This window comes from Bordetella genomosp. 7 (genome assembly GCF_002261265.1).
Lineage (GTDB): Bacteria > Pseudomonadota > Gammaproteobacteria > Burkholderiales > Burkholderiaceae_B > Bordetella_A.
In genome coordinates this window covers 382,608-398,496 of record NZ_NEVK01000003.1, presented here as the reverse complement: position 1 = coordinate 398,496, position 15,889 = coordinate 382,608, and the positions used below count along the sequence as shown (strand labels likewise).

The window sequence follows — 15,889 nt, the reverse complement described above, 5'->3', positions numbered from 1 at the left end:
CCTAGGCCCGTCCAGCTTCCGCCTCATGGGCGTTGATCGCCTGCGTGGCCACGCGGAAAGCGGCCAGCGCCAACGGCACGCCGCAGTACACCGATGCCTGCATCAGCACTGCGCGGATCTCGTCTTTGGTCACGCCGTTCTGCAACGCTCCCTTGACGTGGGAAGCCAGCTCGTGGTGCTGGCTCATGGCGGTCAGCATGGCCAGGTTCAGCATGCTGCGGGTCTTGAACGGCAGGGTGGGATCACCCCATATCTCGCCCCAACAATACTCAGTGACCAGTTTTTGCATGGGCCGGTTGAAATCGTCCGCCGCAGCCCAGGCTTTTTCGACGTGCGCGGCGCCCAGCACCTTCTTGCGGTTCTCCAGGCCCTTTTCGAACTGATTGGAATGTTCCATGCTGATTCCTTTATATGCTGCGTGGTGTAGCCAGAATACAATAATACAATATCACTATTTTGCCGCAGCGGCATGGCGGCTCGCCCGCCACGCCGCACCGGCGGTCACTTCTGGCCTGGCCAGATGGGCTCGGCTATCGCGACATCTTCCGGGAACACCGTCACCGGCACGCCGTTCTGCCACTGGATGACCGTCAGCGTGGCGCCGACGCGATGTCCGGCTTCGTCGAACTTCAGCTCGCCGCCCGGGAAATACGGCGTCTTGCCTTCATCCAGCGTGCGCATCGCCTGCGCCACCGATTCCCGGTCGGCCTTGCCGGCCTTCTCCAGCGCTGCCTTGATGATCCACATGTCGCCATAGGTGGATATCGCGTTCTGGGTCATCCAGGGCTCGTTGTATTCGTCTTTCATGCGCTTGATCAGCGCCTCCTGCCCCTTGGCGCCCCAGTTGGCCACGGCCGACATGACGCCGTTGATCAGCTTCGGGCTCACCGTATTGAGCACGTCCGGCTCGGCAATGGCGATGCCGAACGAGATCACGGGCACGCGCACATTGGTCTCGTTCATTTTTTCGAGAATGAGCTTGGCGTCCGAAATCACGGTGGGCAGGAAGAACACCAGGTCGGGACGCCGCGAGCGCACGCGCTGGATCAGCGAAGATGCATCCGACAGTGGCGGCGTGAAGGTTTCATCCACGACCAGTTCCAGCTTGTTCTTTTCCAGCAGGCCGTCTTTCATGGCCTTTACCGATGACAGCGATGCGGCGGTGTTGTCGGTAAGAATGGCTACCGTCTTGGGACGCTTGCCGGACGCCTTTTCGGCCAGGTCCAGGATCATCGGCAGCGCCAGGTCGGCCTGGCGGCCGGCAGTGGCGGACGTCTGGAAGATGTACTTGAAACCGCGCGCCGTGATCTGGTCGGAATACGACAGAGTCAGCATCGGCAGCTTGGCGCGTTCGGTCACCTCGGTGACGGCCAGCGTGAACGAACTCAGGTAGGCCCCCGTTCCGGCCACCAGGTCCGGAAAGTCGGCGACCATGCGCTGGGCCGCGCTCTTTGCCTTTTCCGTCGAATCGCCCGAATCCACCACCACCAGCTTCAGCTTGGCGCCGCCCAGGGCCTTGATGCCGCCCTGGTCATTGATATCTTTCACGGCCATCTCGGCGCCCATGCGCATCACCTGGCCGGGTCGCGCGTAGATGCCCGACATCGGGGCGATCAGGCCCACGCTGACGGGCGGCGGTTCGGCCGCGATGGCAGGGGCGCCTACCGCCAACAGGCTGGCCATGCCCGCCGCCAGCCCCAGGTTCTTGATCGATCGCATTCTCATGGTTGTCTCCTCTCGTCCGCTTGCGCGGCTGTTCGTATGGGCTTACATGCCGAGGTACGCGCGACGGACACGGTCGTCCGCCTGCAACGTTTCATGGGTGCCTTCCAGTACGACGCGCCCCGTTTCAAGCACGTAGCCGTGGTCGGCGAACTGCAAGGCTTCGGCCACCCTCTGCTCTACCAGCAGGATGGTCAGCCGGGCTTCCCTGCGTATGTCGATCAGGCGCTCGAAGATGAAATCCGCGATCGCCGGCGACAATCCCATTGATGGCTCGTCCAGCATCAGCAGCCGCGGCGAAGACGCCAGGCCGCGGCCGATGGCCACCATTTGCTGTTCCCCGCCCGACAGCGTGCCGGCCAGCTGGCGCGCACGCTGCTTGAGCACGGGAAACCATTCATAGATGCGGGCCAGGTTGTGCGCCCAGTCGCGCCGGCCTGACGCGGTGTAGGCGCCCATTTCCAGGTTTTCGAGTACCGTCATCGATGCGAATACCTGACGTCCTTCCGGCACGTGCGCAATGCCCAGGTGCGCACGCTGCGATACCGGCACGGACAGCAAGTCCCGGCCGTCATAGCGGATGGCGCCCGACATGGTCGATACCGTGCCGGATATGGTCCTGAACAGCGTGCTTTTGCCCGCGCCGTTGGGCCCCACGATGGATACGAAATCGCCTTCGCGCACCGCCACCGACACGCCGTTCAGAACCGGCAACGCCGAATATCCCGCCACCAGGTTGTCGATCTCAAGCAGCATTTTTCTTGCTCCATTTTTTGCCCAGGTAGGCTTCGACGACACGGGTGTCCTGCGTAATGGCCTGCGGATCTCCAACGGCCAGCACTTCGCCGTGGTCCAGCACGACAAACTCGTCAACCAGCCGGACCATCGCCTGCATGGTGTGCTCGATGATGACGATGGTCACGCCTTGCGCGGACAGTTCGCGTATGGCGCGCACCACATCATCGACTTCGCCCTGCCCCAGGCCGGCGAGAGTTTCGTCCAGCAGCAGCAGTTCGGGCTGCCCGGCCATGGCGCGGGCCAGTTCCATCAGGCGCAGCTGGCGCGTCGTCAGCACCGACGCCACCCGGTCGGCGCAGTCGGACAGCCCCACGCGTTCGATGGCCTGCACCGCCAGCGCGTCGGCCTCGGCCTCGTTGCGCGCCTTGACATACGCGCCGATCTTGACGTTCTGCGCAACCGTCAGCCGCATGAAAGGCCGCATTACCTGGAAGGTGCGCCCCACCCCGGCTGCGCAAAGTACGTGCGGTTTCCGGCCGGCCATGTCGACGCCCTTGAACACCACGCGTCCGGCGTCCGGCTTCAGGAACCCGTTCAACAGATTGAACAGCGTGGTCTTGCCCGCTCCGTTGGGGCCGATGATGCCCAGGATCATTCCCTTGCGCACCTGGAAACTGACGTTGTGCACGGCCTTCAGGCCGCCGAAACTTCGCGACAGGCCCTGCACATCCAGAATCAGCTCTCCGCCTTGCTGCGCCCCCCCGGGGCGCATGCCCGGCGCGATATTGGGCACGGACGATACCGCCTCGGCGCTGTCCGGCGGCAGGGCGGCATCGCCGTCCGGCGCTGCGGCCGGCGGCGGCAAGGCGCCGCGGCGCCGCAGCAAGTCGCGCGTTTTCCAGTACACGCCCTCGGGCGCGGCCAGGATGACGGCAATGATGGCAACGCCCAGGATCACGCCCTGGATGCCGGGATAAGCCGCGCCGAGCTCGGCATGCAGTATCTCGCCCAGGGGAATCAGGATGGCCGCCCCGATGATGGGCCCCCATACCGTGCCCACCCCGCCGAACATGGACACCGTCAGCGCCTGGGCCGACACCAGCATGCCGAAGACCGACACCGGCGTCACCACCAGCAGCACGACGGCATAGAAGGCGCCTGTGGCTCCTGCGATGGCTCCGCTGAGCGCAATCGCCTTGAGTTTCCAGCGCAGCGTATCGATGCCCGCCGCCTCGGCCGCCGCTTCGTTCTGCTTGATGGCGATCAGCGCCATGCCAAAACGCGTGCGCTCGACGTAGCGCGTCAGCTGCACGAACAGCAGCAGCATCACCATGGCCACAACGGTATACAGCCAGGGATTGGAAAACTGCATGTAGCGGGCGGGGTTGTCGCGCACCATGGGGAAGGTGACTTCCTGGTAGCCCAGCCACTCGAATACATACAACAGTGCCAGCGGGTAGGCCAGCATCGCCAGCGCGAAATAGTGGCCGCGCAGACGGAACGTGGGTATGCCCACCAGCAGCCCGGCCGCGGCGCCTATCAATGCCGAAACCGGAATCATCAGCCAGGGCGACAGGCCCAGGTATATCTGGCCCAGCACGGCGGCATACGCGCCCAGGCCGAAGAAGGCGGCGTGGCCAAACGACACCAGGCCGGTATAGCCGCTGAGCATGTTCCAGGACAGGCCAAAGCAGGCCCATACCAGCACCAGCGTAAAAATCAGCTGGTGATACGAGTTGTCGACCAGCAGCGCGGCGCCGAGATAAACGGCCGCGGCAGCCAGCATGATCAGTAAGGTGCGCATGGATTTCATCAGGTCCGCTCCGCAACGCGGCCGAAGAACCCTTGCGGCCGAAGGATGACGATCAGCAGAAAGAACACGAAGATCGCGGCGTTCTGCAATTGTGTGGGCAGCACCAGGCTGGACAGTTGCTGCACCAGGCCGATGACCATGCCGCCCCAGAACGCGCCCACGATGCTGCCGATGCCGCCCAGCACCACGCCGGCGTACATCACGATGACAAACTCCAGCCCCACGAAAGGATGGAACGGGTAGTTGGTGGCCAGCAGCCCGCCGGCCAGGGCCGTAATGCAGGTGCCCAGCGCGAAGGCGACGCGATACGCGCCGTCCACGTCGATGCCCATGTACGAAGCGGCTACCGGATTGTCGGCCGCCGCGCGCAATGACTTGCCCAGGCGGCTGTGGCCCACCGCCAGCGCCAGCGCCACGATGGCCGCCGCCGATATCAGCGCGGCAATGCCGCGCCCCTTGTTGACGAAAATGCTGACGAAGTCACCCCACAACGGGCCGATCTCCCAGGCGCTGCTGGACAAGGGCGTGCGCACCGATTCCAGTTCGGGGCCGAACAGCATCATGGCGCCGTTCTGCAGCACCAGCGCGATGCCCAGCGTCAGGATCAGCTGCGCGTAATGGCCTTCGCCTTCCAGGCTGGCTGTCCGCCCACCCGTCACGCGCGATATCAGCATGCGATGCACCAGATAGCCGACGCAGTACATCACCGGCATCGCCAGCAGCATGGAGATGTAGGGATTCGCCACCGAGCCCGCCATCCCGTGTCCCGCCAGCAGCATGAAGAAGAAATAGGTGATGTACATGCCCAGCATCATGAAATCGCCCTGCGCGAAGTTGATGACGCGCATGATCCCGAAGATCATCGCCAACCCCACACACATCAGGCCATAGATGCCGCCCACCAGCACACCGGCGGCCAGCGATTGCAGGAAGGCTTCCAGATGGATTTGTAGTTCTGTCATGAAGGTTCCTTACGAGAATGGGATCAGGCCGCCGCCGCGCACAGGCGCGGCAACTCTCCGGCATCCGCGACCCGCTCATAGCGATCCACCAGGTCTTCGATGCGGGCTGCCGTGTCGGCGCCAAGCACGGCTTGCGCCGCTTGCCGGAAGCGCTGACGGATCAGGGCATCGTCCGCCGCCACCACGTCATCCAGCGCGCCGGATATGCGGGAACCGTCTTCCAGCAGCAGCGTGACGCGCGCGCCCTGCCTGGCGGGAAATGCCGCGGTGTACTCGGCGTCGGCGCACAGTTCGGTTGCGGCGATCAAGCGCGCGATCTCGGGGTCGTCCAGGCGCCGGTAGTTGTCTTCGGCAATCACGCCCGTCGCCAGCGTGGCTGCCACGCCGAACGGAATGCTCATCTTGGCCTGCAGCGCGTGCTCGAAAGGCCCTGTGGCCGCGCACCCCGGATAGCGCACCGCGGCATGCGTGGTTTCGATGCGCACCGATGCAATACGCCGCCGCCCCGCCTCGCACGCGGCGCGCAGCGCCGCCTGGCAAGGCGACTGGGCAAAATTGCAGGCGGGCGCCGGCTTGTTGAACACATGGTCGATTTCCGCCGATCCGTCGGCGAACAAGGCAATGCCGGCCGGCATGGGCGCGCGCGCATACGCCTGGAAAAAACCCGCCTCGCCCTCCAGGATGGAAGCCGAAGCCTGCGCACCGCCGGCGGCCAGTTGCAGGCAAGTCCACGCGTTGCGCACCGCGAAACCCGGATGAAAATACATTTCGCTGCCGCCGGTATGCGCCCATTGATTCAGGCCCGCGCAGCAATTTCCCGCCAGGGCGAGCGCGTACAGGGTGCGAGCTTCATCGAAGCCATGCAGGCGCGCGCCCGCCATGGCGGCGGCAAACGGCCCAACCAGTCCGGTAGGCCGGAACAAGCGCGCCAGGTCCGGGGTGATGACCGCCCGGCCCAGGCGAGCGCCGGTTTCATAGCCCACAATGGCGGCGTCCAGCGCCTGCGCGCCGGATACGCCACGCTGCTGGGCCACCGCAAACACCATGGGCCAGACCACCACCCCCAGGTGGGCCACGCTGCCCGCGTGCATGTCTTCACGCACCAGGCCATGCCCGGCCACCGCATTGGCGAAGGCGGCCGCATCGGGTTGCCGGGGCCCCGCGCGGCCGATCACATGCGCTCCCCCCTGCGCGGCCGGCGCCAGCGCGGCGGCCTGCTCGCTCCAGGGCAAGGGCAGCGCCTCGAATGCGCACGACAAGTAATCCAGCAGGCAGCGCTTGGCATGGGCGAGCGTCGGGGCGCCGAACTGGCGCGCCGCCAGCCCGTCGCGCGCCAGCCTGGCGGCCGCGCTCGAACCGTGCATCGTGTTCTGTTCCATGTGCCGGTCCGCCCTCGCCTCAGTAGCCCATCACCGTCATGGCGCCATCGATCTTGAGCGTGACGCCCGCGACCGACACGGCCTCGTCCGACGCCAGGAACACCGCGGCCGCGCCGATGTCGTCCGCCTCGGCCAGCCGGCGCAGCGGCGTCCGGGCGCGCCGCGCTTCCCAGCCTTGCGCATCGATAACCGAGCTCGCCCCCGGCGTCTCCACCGGCCCGGGAGCCAATGCATTGACGCGTATGCCCCGCGGCCCCAGCTCCACCGCCTGCTGGCGCGTCAGCGTATCCAGCGCGCCCTTGATGCAGCTGTAGACTGCCGCGTTCTTGATGGCCACCGATACGGCCACGGAAGACAGGTTGATGACCGACCCGCCGCCCCGCGCCGCCAGGTGCGGCGTGGCGGCCTGCAGGCACCACAATGCGCCCTTGAGCCCGACGTCGATCATCTTGTCGACCACGGGCTCGGGCATGTCGGTCAGCAAGCCGTAGTAGAAATAGGCGGCGTTGTTGACAAGGATATCCAGCCCGCCGGACTGCGCAGCGTAGCCATCGATAGCGGCTTGCACGGCCGCCCTGTCGGCCACATCGCAAGTCAGCGCACTGGCGCCGGGTACCGCTGCCACGGCCTCTTGCAGCAGGGCAGCGTTGTTGTCCAGCATTCCTACGGTGGCGCCCTCACGCGAATACGCCAGCGCGATGGCCTTTCCTATGCCGCCGGCGGCGCCGGTCACCACCGCGATCTTTCCTTCCAGTCTTCCCATGTCGTGCTCCGTGCCCGGTCAGGGCTGCAGGTTGCGTTCCTTGACGATCTTTCCCCACCTGGCGATTTCCTCGCTCAGGTACTGCCCGGCTTGCTGCGGCGAATTGGCCACCACTTCAGTGCCGTCGCGTTCGAAGAAGCGCTGCATCACGGGGCCATTGGCCACCTGGATGGCGGCGCGGCTAAGCGCATCGATGACGGGCGCCGGCGTGCCGGCCGGCGCAGCCAGAATGAACCAGTTGCGCGCCTGGACGCCGGGCAGGGTTTCCGCAACGGTGGGCGTGTCCGGGGCCGTGGACATGCGCCTGGGGCCTGTGGTCGCGATCAGATTCAGGTTGCCTGCGCGCACATGGGGCAGCGACGACGCCGGGTTGTCTATCATCACGTCGACTTCTCCGCTGATCAGGTCTTTGAAAGCGGCTCCCGCGCCCTTGTAGGGCACCTTGGTAAACGTGATGCCCGCCTGCGCGGCAATCATCTCCGTGGCCAGCGCCTGCATGCCGGTAATACCGCTGAGCGCGACGTTGACCTGCTCACCCGCCTTGACCATGCGCACCAGCTCATCGATATTCCTGGCCTTGAAGTTCTTGTTCGTCACCACGACCTGCGGCGCGGCCGCCACGATCGTGATGGGGGTGAAATCCTTGATCGGGTCGTAGGGCGCTTGCGGGTAGAACGCCGGCGTCGTGCCGAATGCGGCCGAACTCAGCAGCAGCGTGTAGCCGTCGGGCGCGGCGCGCGCCACTTCTGCCGCGCCGGTCTGGCCTGTGGCACTGGGCTTGTTTTCCACCACGACGGTCTGGCCCAGCACCTTGCCGAGCTCCTGGGCAAAAGGCCGCGTCAGCGCATCGACGCCGCCGCCAGCGGCGAACGGCACCACAATCCGCAACGGCTTGTCGGGAAAATCCGCCCGTGCCGCCGCGGACATCGCCAGCCCGGCCAGGGCCGCCGCCGCCACGCGAAAGTAATAACGCCGCATCGTCTTTTCTCCTCGTTGTGTGGTTTGCAAGGGCGGCATGCCGCCCCTTCCATCAGCAGTCTCGATCCCGGCCGCCGCCTGCCGGCGTTGCCGCCTGTGCCGCCAAAGCCATCACCTGCGCCGCGTCCGGCGCGGTCTCCAGCGTCCACAATGCATCGATCAGCGGCCTGGCGTCCCAGCCGGGCCGGCAGCCCCCCGCCAGCGCCAGCAGCTTGTCTTCAAGCTCGTCGTCCGAAAGCGGCCGGGCCTGCGACCCGCGCGCGGCATCCACGCGGCGCGTCAACTGCCGCCCATCGCGCCATGTCAGTTGCACCTGCGCGGCGTCCACGGAATATCCGGCGTCGTCGCGGAACTCGACCTTGGCGCCCAGATCGCGCAGCATGGGCTCGCCCGCCGCCGCATCACTGAACTCCTCCAGGCCGGCGCGGCCGCGCGCCAGGGTCACAGCCACGGCATGCTGGGCGCTGACTTGCGAAGCGCGCCCCGTCGTCACGCCCGGCCGGTCGGTGCGCTGACGCAACAACGGGTGTCCCGTGAGCGTGATGCGTTCGATACAGGCCAGCCCCGCGTCAGCCACGCGCGCGTCGCCTGCCAGCGCCAGGCAGGCATCGATCACCGGATTCAGCACCACGCCGCACGGGTATGGCTTATAGGTATTGCGCAGCAGCTGCCAATCGAGCCCCAGATCTCGCGTGATGGCGTCCGGCTGCGGCGGCTCGCCCATCACGGACAGGAATCCGCGCGGCCCTTCCAGCGGCGCATCCGGCCCGGCGAAGCCCTGTTGTGCCAACAACGCGGCCAACAGCCCGTTGCGGGCGGCATTGCCCACACTGGCGCTCTTGGACATGGTGCCCAGCGTTTCCACCAGGCCGCCCGCCTGTGCCGACGCGCAGCCCAGCGCCCACACCAGTGCCGTCGCCGACAGGCCCAGGCGCTTGCCGGCCGCCATGGCGGAGCCGAACACACCGCATGTCGACGTAATGTGCCAGCCGCGCGCGTAATGGCCAGGAGACACCGCCAGGCCAATGCGGCACTCCGCCTCTATGCCCAGCACCAGGGCCAGCAACAGTTCGTCGCCGCGCATGGGCCGCGCCTGCGCCAGCGCGAACAGCGGCGCGGCAACCGGCGCCGTGGGATGAATAATGGTGGGGGAATGCGTGTCGTCGTAGTCGTACACATTCGCTGCCATGGCGTTCAGGGCCGCGGCATTGAGTACGTCCGTGCGCTCGGCGCGCCCGACCAGAGAGGCCTGCCGCCCGGCCGCGAAACGGCCGTAGACCTGCACGGCGATATCCAGAGTGGGGTCGGCCGCGCCCGCCAGGGCCACAGCAAAATAGTTCAACAGCGCGCGATGAGCCTCGCGACGCACCGCGCCCGGAATATCTTCCCAGCGGCACGCCCCGACGAACTCCGCCAGCGCGCGCGAAACACCAGCCGATCCGCCTGCCTGCATGTTGCGTTGTCTCCTTGGCCACGTGTACCCCGTGGCGTTTTTGCCGCGCCTGGGCGGGTTTATTTCCACTGGCGCGTTTTCGGTATTATAAACAGATTGTATGATTGAATAATCGTTTTTTTTCAGCCGATACGGTTGGCGCCACGGCGAATCGACGCACCCGGTTGTTCGTCTCTGCCCGACCCCACAGGAAGTACCGCTAAAATGCCCCAAGCCTGTAGACTGATTCCGCCCGCAACATTGCCTGCCATCGCATGAACGCCGCCGAGCTCCCTGCCGATTTCAAAGTTCCCCGCGCCGCATCAGTGCTGCGCCACAGTGTGACCGAGAGCATTCGCAACGCCATCCTGGTGGGCCGCTTTCAGCCAGGCGAACGCCTGCCCGAACGCGAACTCTGCGAGATGACAGGCGTCAGCCGCACGCTGGTGCGCGAAGCCCTGCGCCAGCTTGAATCCGAAGGCCTCATCCACGTCATTCCGCACCGCGGCCCGGTGGTCGACCGCCTGCTGCCCGAGCAGGCCGAAGGCATTTACCAAGTGCGCGAAGAACTCGAAGGCCTGGCCTGCCAGCTGTTTGCCGAGCGCGCCACCGAAGAGCAGCTCAAGGCGTTGCAGGCCGCCTTCCAGGCGCTCAAGCGGGCCTTCTCGCACGGCGGCTCGCTTGAACAGCTGGCGGCCAAGAACCACTTCTACCAACAGCTGCTCGACGGTGCCGGCAATGAAGCGCTGACCACGACATTGCGCCTGCTGAACTCGCGCGTCATGCTGCTGCGATCTACGTCCATGCAGGCGCCGGGCCGCGCCAAGAAAAGCCTGGCCGAACTGGGCGCGCTGCTCGACGCGCTGGCGGCCCGCGACGGCCGGGCTGCGCGCAAGGCCGGCAGCCTGCACGTGCGCAACGCTGCCCGCGTAGCCATCAAGATCCTGCGCGAAACCCAGGCTACAGCCGAATAACGGCTCGCGACCCCACAGGCCCGGCATGCCCCGCGCTGCCGGGCTTTGCTTTTTTCGCTAATACTATAATACAATCCTACCAACATAGACGGCGGCGCCCATTGTCCGGCAGCCGCCACCAGGAGACAAATCTTGACCCCACAACCTGCCCCATTCGAGGTCTATGCGGTGCGCTATGCGCGCCACGGCGGCCGCAGCCCCGCCGACAACTACCTGGGCAGCGTCGACTTCCACGACGCCGACTCCGATCTCGACTACTACATCTGGGTGGCGCGTCGCGGCGACGAAATCTACGTGGTCGACACCGGCTTCGACGAAGACTCGGCCCGCCAGCGCGGCCGCGAACTATTGCAGCGCCCTGTCGACGGGCTGGCGCTTCTGGGTATTGACGCGGCCCAGGTGCGCAACGTCATCATCACGCATCTGCACTACGACCATGCCGGCACGCTGAACGATTTTCCGGCAGCCACTTTCCATGTGCAGGAAGCAGAGTCCGCCTACGCCACCGGCCGCTGCATGTGTCACGGCACGCTGCGCCACCCCTACTACGTGGAAGACGTCGTGTCGTTCGTGCGCAAGCTGTACGCGGGCCGCGTGACGTTTCACCAGGGGCCGGCCGAACTGGCGCCCGGACTTTCGCTGCACCTGGTGGGCGGCCACACGGCGGGCCTGCAGGTCGTGCGGGTATGGACGCGGCGCGGGTGGGTGGTTCTGGCGTCCGATGCGACTCACCTGTATGGCAACATCGGCCATGGCATTCCCTTTCCTGCCGTTTACAACGTGGGCGACATGCTCGAAGGGCACCGCGCCGTGCAGGAGCTGGCCGACAGCGAGGCCCATATCGTGCCCGGCCACGATCCCCAGGTGATGCTGCGTTACCCCGCGCCCAGCCCCGAGCTGGAAGGCAAGGCGGTACGGCTCGACGTGCCGCCCCGGGCAACCTGAATGAGCGAGCCTTCGTTGCGCGGACGCTGCGCGCTGGTCACCGGATCGACCGCCGGCCTGGGCCTGGCCATTGCCGCAGAGCTGGCAAAGTCCGGAGCGCGCATCATCCTGCACGCGCTGCGTGACGACGACACGGCGCGGCAGGCCCGCGACAGCCTGGCGCGCCAGGGCGCCGACGTGCTTTTCTACGCCGCGGACCTCAACGATGTCGACCAGATCGAAGCCATGGCGGCCAACGCGCAACGAGCCGCGGATGGCGTGGATATCGTCGTCAACAATGCCGTGGTGCGCCACTTCCACCCCGCCCACGCGCTGCCCCGCCGCGATTGGGACGAGGCGCTGGCCGTGAACCTGTCGGCGCCTTTCCACCTTGCCCGCCTGTGCATCCCCGGCATGCGGGCCAAGGGCTGGGGCCGGATCATCAACATCTCGTCGGTGTACGGAGCGGGCGCGACGCCGGACCGGGTGGGCTATATCACCACCAAGACGGCGCTCATCGGCCTGAGCCGTGCCCTGGCGGTAGAAACGGCGCCCCATGGCATTACCTGCAATGCCGTCGCGCCGGGCACCGTTCCCACACCTGCCATTACGGCGCGCATCGCGGCTATCGCCAGCGAGCAAGGCATTACCGAGCAACAGGCGCGCCATGATTACCTGGCCGCCCGCCAGCCTACCGGCCGCTTCGTGGCGATGCAGCACGTCGCCGCGCTGATCGGCTTCTTGTGCAGCGACGCAGGCGCCGATATTACCGGCGCCGTACTCCCTATCGACGGCGGATGGACCGCCACCTGACCCAACCTTCCTACGTGGCTATCATGAACACTGAACGCAAAGACACCCTGGGGTTCATCGGAATCGGCCGCATGGGCGCGCCCATGGCCGCCCGCCTGCTTCGCGCCGGATACGACGTGACCGTGTACGATCCCAGCGGGCCGGCCATGGCGCCGCTGGCGGCCGAAGGCGCGCGCATTGCCGCAAGCCCGCGCGAGGTGGCAGACGCGGCGCACACCGTGCTGCTTTCCCTGCCCCTGCCGCAGGTCGTGATCGATGTCGGCCTGGGAGAAAACGGGCTGGTACATGGCGCAGCGGTCAGGACGGTGATCGACCTGTCCACATCGGGCCCCCAGGCAGCCGAAGAACTGGCCGCCGGCCTGGCGCAACGCGGCATCGCAACGATAGACTGCCCGGTCAGCGGCGGCGTGGCCGGCGCGCAGCGCGGCACCCTGGCCCTGATGGCATCGGGCGCGGACGATGCCTACCAGGCGGCGCTGCCCGTGCTTGAAGTCCTGGGCCGACCGCTGTACGTAGGTGCGCGGCCCGGCATGGCGCAGACGATGAAGGTGATCAACAACCTGATATCAGTCACGGCGCTGGCCATCACCTCCGAAACCCTCGCGCTGGGCGTCAAGGCCGGCCTCGACCCCGACATCATGGTCCAGGTCATCAACGCCGGATCTGGCCGCAGCAACGCATCCGAAGACAAGATCCCCAAGTACGTGCTCAGCCGCAGCTTCGATTTCGGATTTGCCATCGGCCTGTCGGCCAAGGACGTACGGCTTTGCATGGAAACCGGCGAAAGGCTGGGCGTGCCGCTGCGAGTGGGCGACGCCGTGCGCCAGTTGCTCAACGCCACCCGCGACAAGTTCGGCGAACAGGCCGACATGACCGAAATCATGCGCTATATCGAGGCCGATGCGGGCGTGGAAGTGCGAGGCAAAGCGGCCGGCCCGGCCTGAAAGCCGGTACGCGGCCGCTGGGTGCCCGGCAAACCAAGCACGGTCAGTTCTTGGCTTCCTTGCGCTCCTTCACCTGCTGCTGAAGGGTCTGCGCCATCTTCAGGTGCTCCTGCAAGGCCGGCAGCGTCTTCTCGGCAAAGGCCTTGATTTCCGGATCCTTGGCGTCCTTGGCGGCCTCCTCGAAGAGCTTCACCGCATCTTCGTGGGCGGCCACGCCGATGTGATCCACATACATTTCGTCAAAACCGTCGTCGGTCAGACTCAGCGTCTTGAGCTTGGCCTTCATCAGCATGGACGGCTCGGTGGGCGGCGTGTAGCCTTTGCTCTTGGCCAGGGCGGCAAGTTCTTCACTGACCTTGGTGTGGTCCTGGATCATCTTGTCGGCAAACGCCTTCACATCCGGATTCTTGGCCTTTTCCTGGGCCATCTTGCTGCCCTCTATTTCGGCGGCGCCGGACTGCGCGGCGTTTTCAAGAAAATCCTCATCGTCGCCATCGAGCTGGTCCTTGGCGTCCTGCTGCGCCGACGCCTGGTCGGCCCGCTGCTCGGCGGCATTCTGTTGCGCCTGGTCCTGGCGTTCCTGCTGCGCCGCGCCCTGGGTCGCCGGAGCCGGCGTGGTCGGTTGAGGTTGCGCCATGCCGGTGCTGGCCGCCAGCATGCTGCCGGCCGCCATCATGCAAAGTGTCAGTGTGCGTAGTTTCATAAGGCCTCCGTTGCGACGCGTTTCGCGCCTGTGGGTTGTCGGCTTGCGTGGAGCCGGAAGGTGTGCCTGCGGTACAGCAAATGGCGTACCCGCCCCGGGCGTCTTGCCCGGGTCTGCCGGCCAAGACCCGCGGCTGTTGCCGTCCGGCTGCCGCCGGCGGCCGCCCGTCCAGGCGCGCCTTAATGAAAACTCTCGTTAAGATCGGTGACACAGTGGCGGACGACTAAACCGCCCTCCTGGCACATACTTGCCTCCGTACGAAAACCAGAGAGGAGAAAAGCATGTCTAACCAGGACAGCCTGGACCACACTCCCCTTAAGCGGGTCATGGGGCCGAAGCTGCTGTTGCTGTTCATCGTGGGCGATATCCTGGGCACGGGCATATACGCCCTGACCGGTCAAGTGGCCGCCGAAGTAGGCGGCGCGGCGTGGGCGCCGTTCCTGGTGGCGTTTCTGGTGGCCCTGCTGACCGCTTTTTCCTATCTCGAGCTTGTCACCAAATACCCTCGCGCGGCCGGCGCGGCGCTGTACGTGCACAAAGCCTTCGGCGTGCACTTCCTGACGTTCATCGTCTGCTTCACGGTCATGTGTTCCGGCCTTACGTCGGCCGCCACGGCCTCGCGTGCGTTCTCGGCCAACCTGTTCGTGGCGCTCGGCATGGACGCCAGCCCCATGACCGTCACGATGGGCGCGCTGGGTTTCATCCTGCTCGTCATGATCGTCAATTTCCGCGGTGCGTCCGAAAGCGTAAAGACCAACGTCGTGCTGACCCTGGTCGAGCTCAGCGGCCTGCTGCTGGTAATCGTCCTGGGCTTGTATGCCATCAGCGATGGCAAGGCAGATTTCTCGCGCGTGGTGGCCTTTGAAACGCCCGAGAACAAGAGCGTGTTCCTGGCCATCACGTCGGCCACCGCCCTGGCGTTTTTTGCAATGGTGGGGTTCGAAGACTCGGTAAACATGGCCGAGGAAACCCATTCGCCGCACCGCATCTTTCCCAAGGTTATGCTTACGGGCCTGGGCATTACCGCGCTGATCTACGTGCTGGTGTCCATCTGCGCAGTGGCGCTGATTCCCGTCGGCGAGCTCGCCGCCAGCTCCACGCCGCTGGTGCTGGTGGTCCAGCGGGCAGCGCCGAACCTGCCGATGGAAACCGTGATGCCGGTCATCTCGATGTTCGCCGTGGCCAACTCGGCATTGATCAACATGATGATGGCCAGCCGGCTGCTATACGGCATGTCGCGCCAGGGCGTGCTGCCCAAGTTCCTGTCGTACGTGCACGAGCGCACCCGCACGCCGTGGGCATCCATCCTGTTTACCACCGCGCTGGCGCTCGGCCTCATTATTCTGGTGTCGGCCAGCAACTCCCAGGCCATCAGCGCCCTGGGCGGCACCACGGCGCTGCTGTTGCTGGGCGTATTCGCGTTCGTCAACGTCGCCGTACTGGTGCTGCGCCGCGACAAGGTCCAGCACGAGCACTTCCGCACCAACAGCGTGGTGGCGTGCCTGGGGGCTGCCGCCTGCCTGTTCCTGGTAACTCCCATGACGGGCCGCGACACGATTCAGTACCAGGTGGCCGGGTGGCTGCTGGCCCTGGGTGTCGTCATGTGGGGCCTGACCTTGCTGGTGCACCGCAAAGAAGCCCCGCGCCTGGATCCCGAACACCTCACCGACGACTGAGCGGCGGGGCCCTGGCAAAGCATTCGGCCGGCGCCGTGCTTATCGCACCGCGCCGGCCGGATCTTTCC

The 15,889-nt window shown here is 66.0% G+C and carries 15 protein-coding genes; 5 read left to right on the top strand and 10 right to left on the bottom strand.

The features are described 5' to 3' along the window. Window position 1: 1 nt before the first annotated feature. From CAL19_RS04260 to CAL19_RS04220, 9 genes are all read right to left on the bottom strand, one after another. Entirely contained in the window at window positions 2–397 is a 396-nt protein-coding gene (locus CAL19_RS04260; RefSeq protein ID WP_094796103.1) for a carboxymuconolactone decarboxylase family protein, read from the bottom strand. Between the two features lie 104 nt (window positions 398–501). After that, complete coding sequence (locus CAL19_RS04255) at window positions 502–1,725, bottom strand: ABC transporter substrate-binding protein (protein WP_094796102.1); 1,224 nt, start codon at window positions 1,723–1,725, stop codon at window positions 502–504. A gap of 42 nt (window positions 1,726–1,767) precedes the next feature. Then, complete coding sequence (locus CAL19_RS04250) at window positions 1,768–2,478, bottom strand: ABC transporter ATP-binding protein (RefSeq protein WP_094796101.1); 711 nt, start codon at window positions 2,476–2,478, stop codon at window positions 1,768–1,770. Next, a complete protein-coding gene (locus CAL19_RS04245) occupies window positions 2,468–4,264 on the bottom strand; it encodes a branched-chain amino acid ABC transporter ATP-binding protein/permease (RefSeq protein WP_249276249.1) in 1,797 nt (598 codons plus the stop codon). The genes CAL19_RS04250 and CAL19_RS04245 overlap by 11 nt, the downstream gene beginning before the upstream one ends. A gap of 8 nt (window positions 4,265–4,272) precedes the next feature. Then, on the bottom strand, window positions 4,273–5,235 hold the full coding sequence (locus CAL19_RS04240) for a branched-chain amino acid ABC transporter permease (protein ID WP_170940285.1): 963 nt from the start codon (window positions 5,233–5,235) through the stop codon (window positions 4,273–4,275). A gap of 23 nt (window positions 5,236–5,258) precedes the next feature. After that, window positions 5,259–6,614 carry an MmgE/PrpD family protein gene (locus CAL19_RS04235; protein WP_249276248.1) on the bottom strand — a complete coding sequence of 452 codons (1,356 nt, stop codon included), beginning with the start codon at window positions 6,612–6,614 and terminating at the stop codon, window positions 5,259–5,261. A gap of 19 nt (window positions 6,615–6,633) precedes the next feature. Continuing rightward, window positions 6,634–7,377, bottom strand: coding sequence for an SDR family NAD(P)-dependent oxidoreductase (locus CAL19_RS04230; protein ID WP_026640243.1), 744 nt, complete (start codon window positions 7,375–7,377; stop codon window positions 6,634–6,636). An 18-nt stretch (window positions 7,378–7,395) separates the two neighbouring features. Next, window positions 7,396–8,394, bottom strand: coding sequence for a tripartite tricarboxylate transporter substrate binding protein (locus tag CAL19_RS04225; RefSeq protein WP_249276247.1), 999 nt, complete (start codon window positions 8,392–8,394; stop codon window positions 7,396–7,398). Between the two features lie 13 nt (window positions 8,395–8,407). Next, window positions 8,408–9,808, bottom strand: a complete 1,401-nt coding sequence (locus CAL19_RS04220) for an MmgE/PrpD family protein (RefSeq protein WP_094796098.1) — start codon at window positions 9,806–9,808, stop codon at window positions 8,408–8,410. 254 nt (window positions 9,809–10,062) lie between these two features. Between CAL19_RS04220 and CAL19_RS04215 the strand changes: the two genes are divergently transcribed. From CAL19_RS04215 to CAL19_RS04200, 4 genes are all read left to right on the top strand, one after another. Next, on the top strand, window positions 10,063–10,761 hold the full coding sequence (locus CAL19_RS04215; protein ID WP_026640240.1) for a GntR family transcriptional regulator: 699 nt from the start codon (window positions 10,063–10,065) through the stop codon (window positions 10,759–10,761). A gap of 132 nt (window positions 10,762–10,893) precedes the next feature. Continuing rightward, a complete protein-coding gene (locus CAL19_RS04210) occupies window positions 10,894–11,706 on the top strand; it encodes an N-acyl homoserine lactonase family protein (protein ID WP_094796097.1) in 813 nt (270 codons plus the stop codon). Then, window positions 11,707–12,498 (top strand): SDR family oxidoreductase, encoded by a 792-nt coding sequence (locus CAL19_RS04205; RefSeq protein WP_094796096.1) that lies wholly within the window; start codon window positions 11,707–11,709, stop codon window positions 12,496–12,498. After that, window positions 12,483–13,442 carry an NAD(P)-dependent oxidoreductase gene (locus CAL19_RS04200; RefSeq protein WP_141214356.1) on the top strand — a complete coding sequence of 320 codons (960 nt, stop codon included), beginning with the start codon at window positions 12,483–12,485 and terminating at the stop codon, window positions 13,440–13,442. Before CAL19_RS04205 ends, CAL19_RS04200 begins: the two co-directional genes overlap by 16 nt. Before the next feature lie 43 nt (window positions 13,443–13,485). Here CAL19_RS04200 and CAL19_RS04195 read toward each other — a convergent pair whose 3' ends face one another. Beyond that, a complete protein-coding gene (locus CAL19_RS04195; protein WP_231494585.1) occupies window positions 13,486–14,145 on the bottom strand; it encodes a DUF4142 domain-containing protein in 660 nt (219 codons plus the stop codon). Between the two features lie 281 nt (window positions 14,146–14,426). On the opposite strand from CAL19_RS04195, the gene CAL19_RS04190 reads away from it, so the two are divergent. Further along, a complete protein-coding gene (locus CAL19_RS04190) occupies window positions 14,427–15,821 on the top strand; it encodes an APC family permease (protein WP_026640236.1) in 1,395 nt (464 codons plus the stop codon). Window positions 15,822–15,889 lie beyond the last annotated feature (68 nt).

Excerpts from the sequence above, each read along its gene's own strand:
- CAL19_RS04260 (WP_094796103.1), bottom strand. The coding sequence starts at position 397 with ATGGAACATTCCAATCAGTTCGAAAAGGGCCTGGAGAACCGCAAGAAG.
- CAL19_RS04255 (WP_094796102.1), bottom strand. The coding sequence starts at position 1,725 with ATGAGAATGCGATCGATCAAGAACCTGGGGCTGGCGGCGGGCATGGCC.
- CAL19_RS04250 (WP_094796101.1), bottom strand. The coding sequence starts at position 2,478 with ATGCTGCTTGAGATCGACAACCTGGTGGCGGGATATTCGGCGTTGCCG.
- CAL19_RS04245 (WP_249276249.1), bottom strand. The coding sequence starts at position 4,264 with ATGCGCACCTTACTGATCATGCTGGCTGCCGCGGCCGTTTATCTCGGC.
- CAL19_RS04240 (WP_170940285.1), bottom strand. The coding sequence starts at position 5,235 with ATGACAGAACTACAAATCCATCTGGAAGCCTTCCTGCAATCGCTGGCC.
- CAL19_RS04235 (WP_249276248.1), bottom strand. The coding sequence starts at position 6,614 with ATGGAACAGAACACGATGCACGGTTCGAGCGCGGCCGCCAGGCTGGCG.
- CAL19_RS04230 (WP_026640243.1), bottom strand. The coding sequence starts at position 7,377 with ATGGGAAGACTGGAAGGAAAGATCGCGGTGGTGACCGGCGCCGCCGGC.
- CAL19_RS04225 (WP_249276247.1), bottom strand. The coding sequence starts at position 8,394 with ATGCCGCCCTTGCAAACCACACAACGAGGAGAAAAGACGATGCGGCGT.
- CAL19_RS04220 (WP_094796098.1), bottom strand. The coding sequence starts at position 9,808 with ATGCAGGCAGGCGGATCGGCTGGTGTTTCGCGCGCGCTGGCGGAGTTC.
- CAL19_RS04215 (WP_026640240.1), top strand. The coding sequence starts at position 10,063 with ATGAACGCCGCCGAGCTCCCTGCCGATTTCAAAGTTCCCCGCGCCGCA.
- CAL19_RS04205 (WP_094796096.1), top strand. The coding sequence starts at position 11,707 with ATGAGCGAGCCTTCGTTGCGCGGACGCTGCGCGCTGGTCACCGGATCG.
- CAL19_RS04200 (WP_141214356.1), top strand. The coding sequence starts at position 12,483 with ATGGACCGCCACCTGACCCAACCTTCCTACGTGGCTATCATGAACACT.
- CAL19_RS04195 (WP_231494585.1), bottom strand. The coding sequence starts at position 14,145 with ATGAAACTACGCACACTGACACTTTGCATGATGGCGGCCGGCAGCATG.
- CAL19_RS04190 (WP_026640236.1), top strand. The coding sequence starts at position 14,427 with ATGTCTAACCAGGACAGCCTGGACCACACTCCCCTTAAGCGGGTCATG.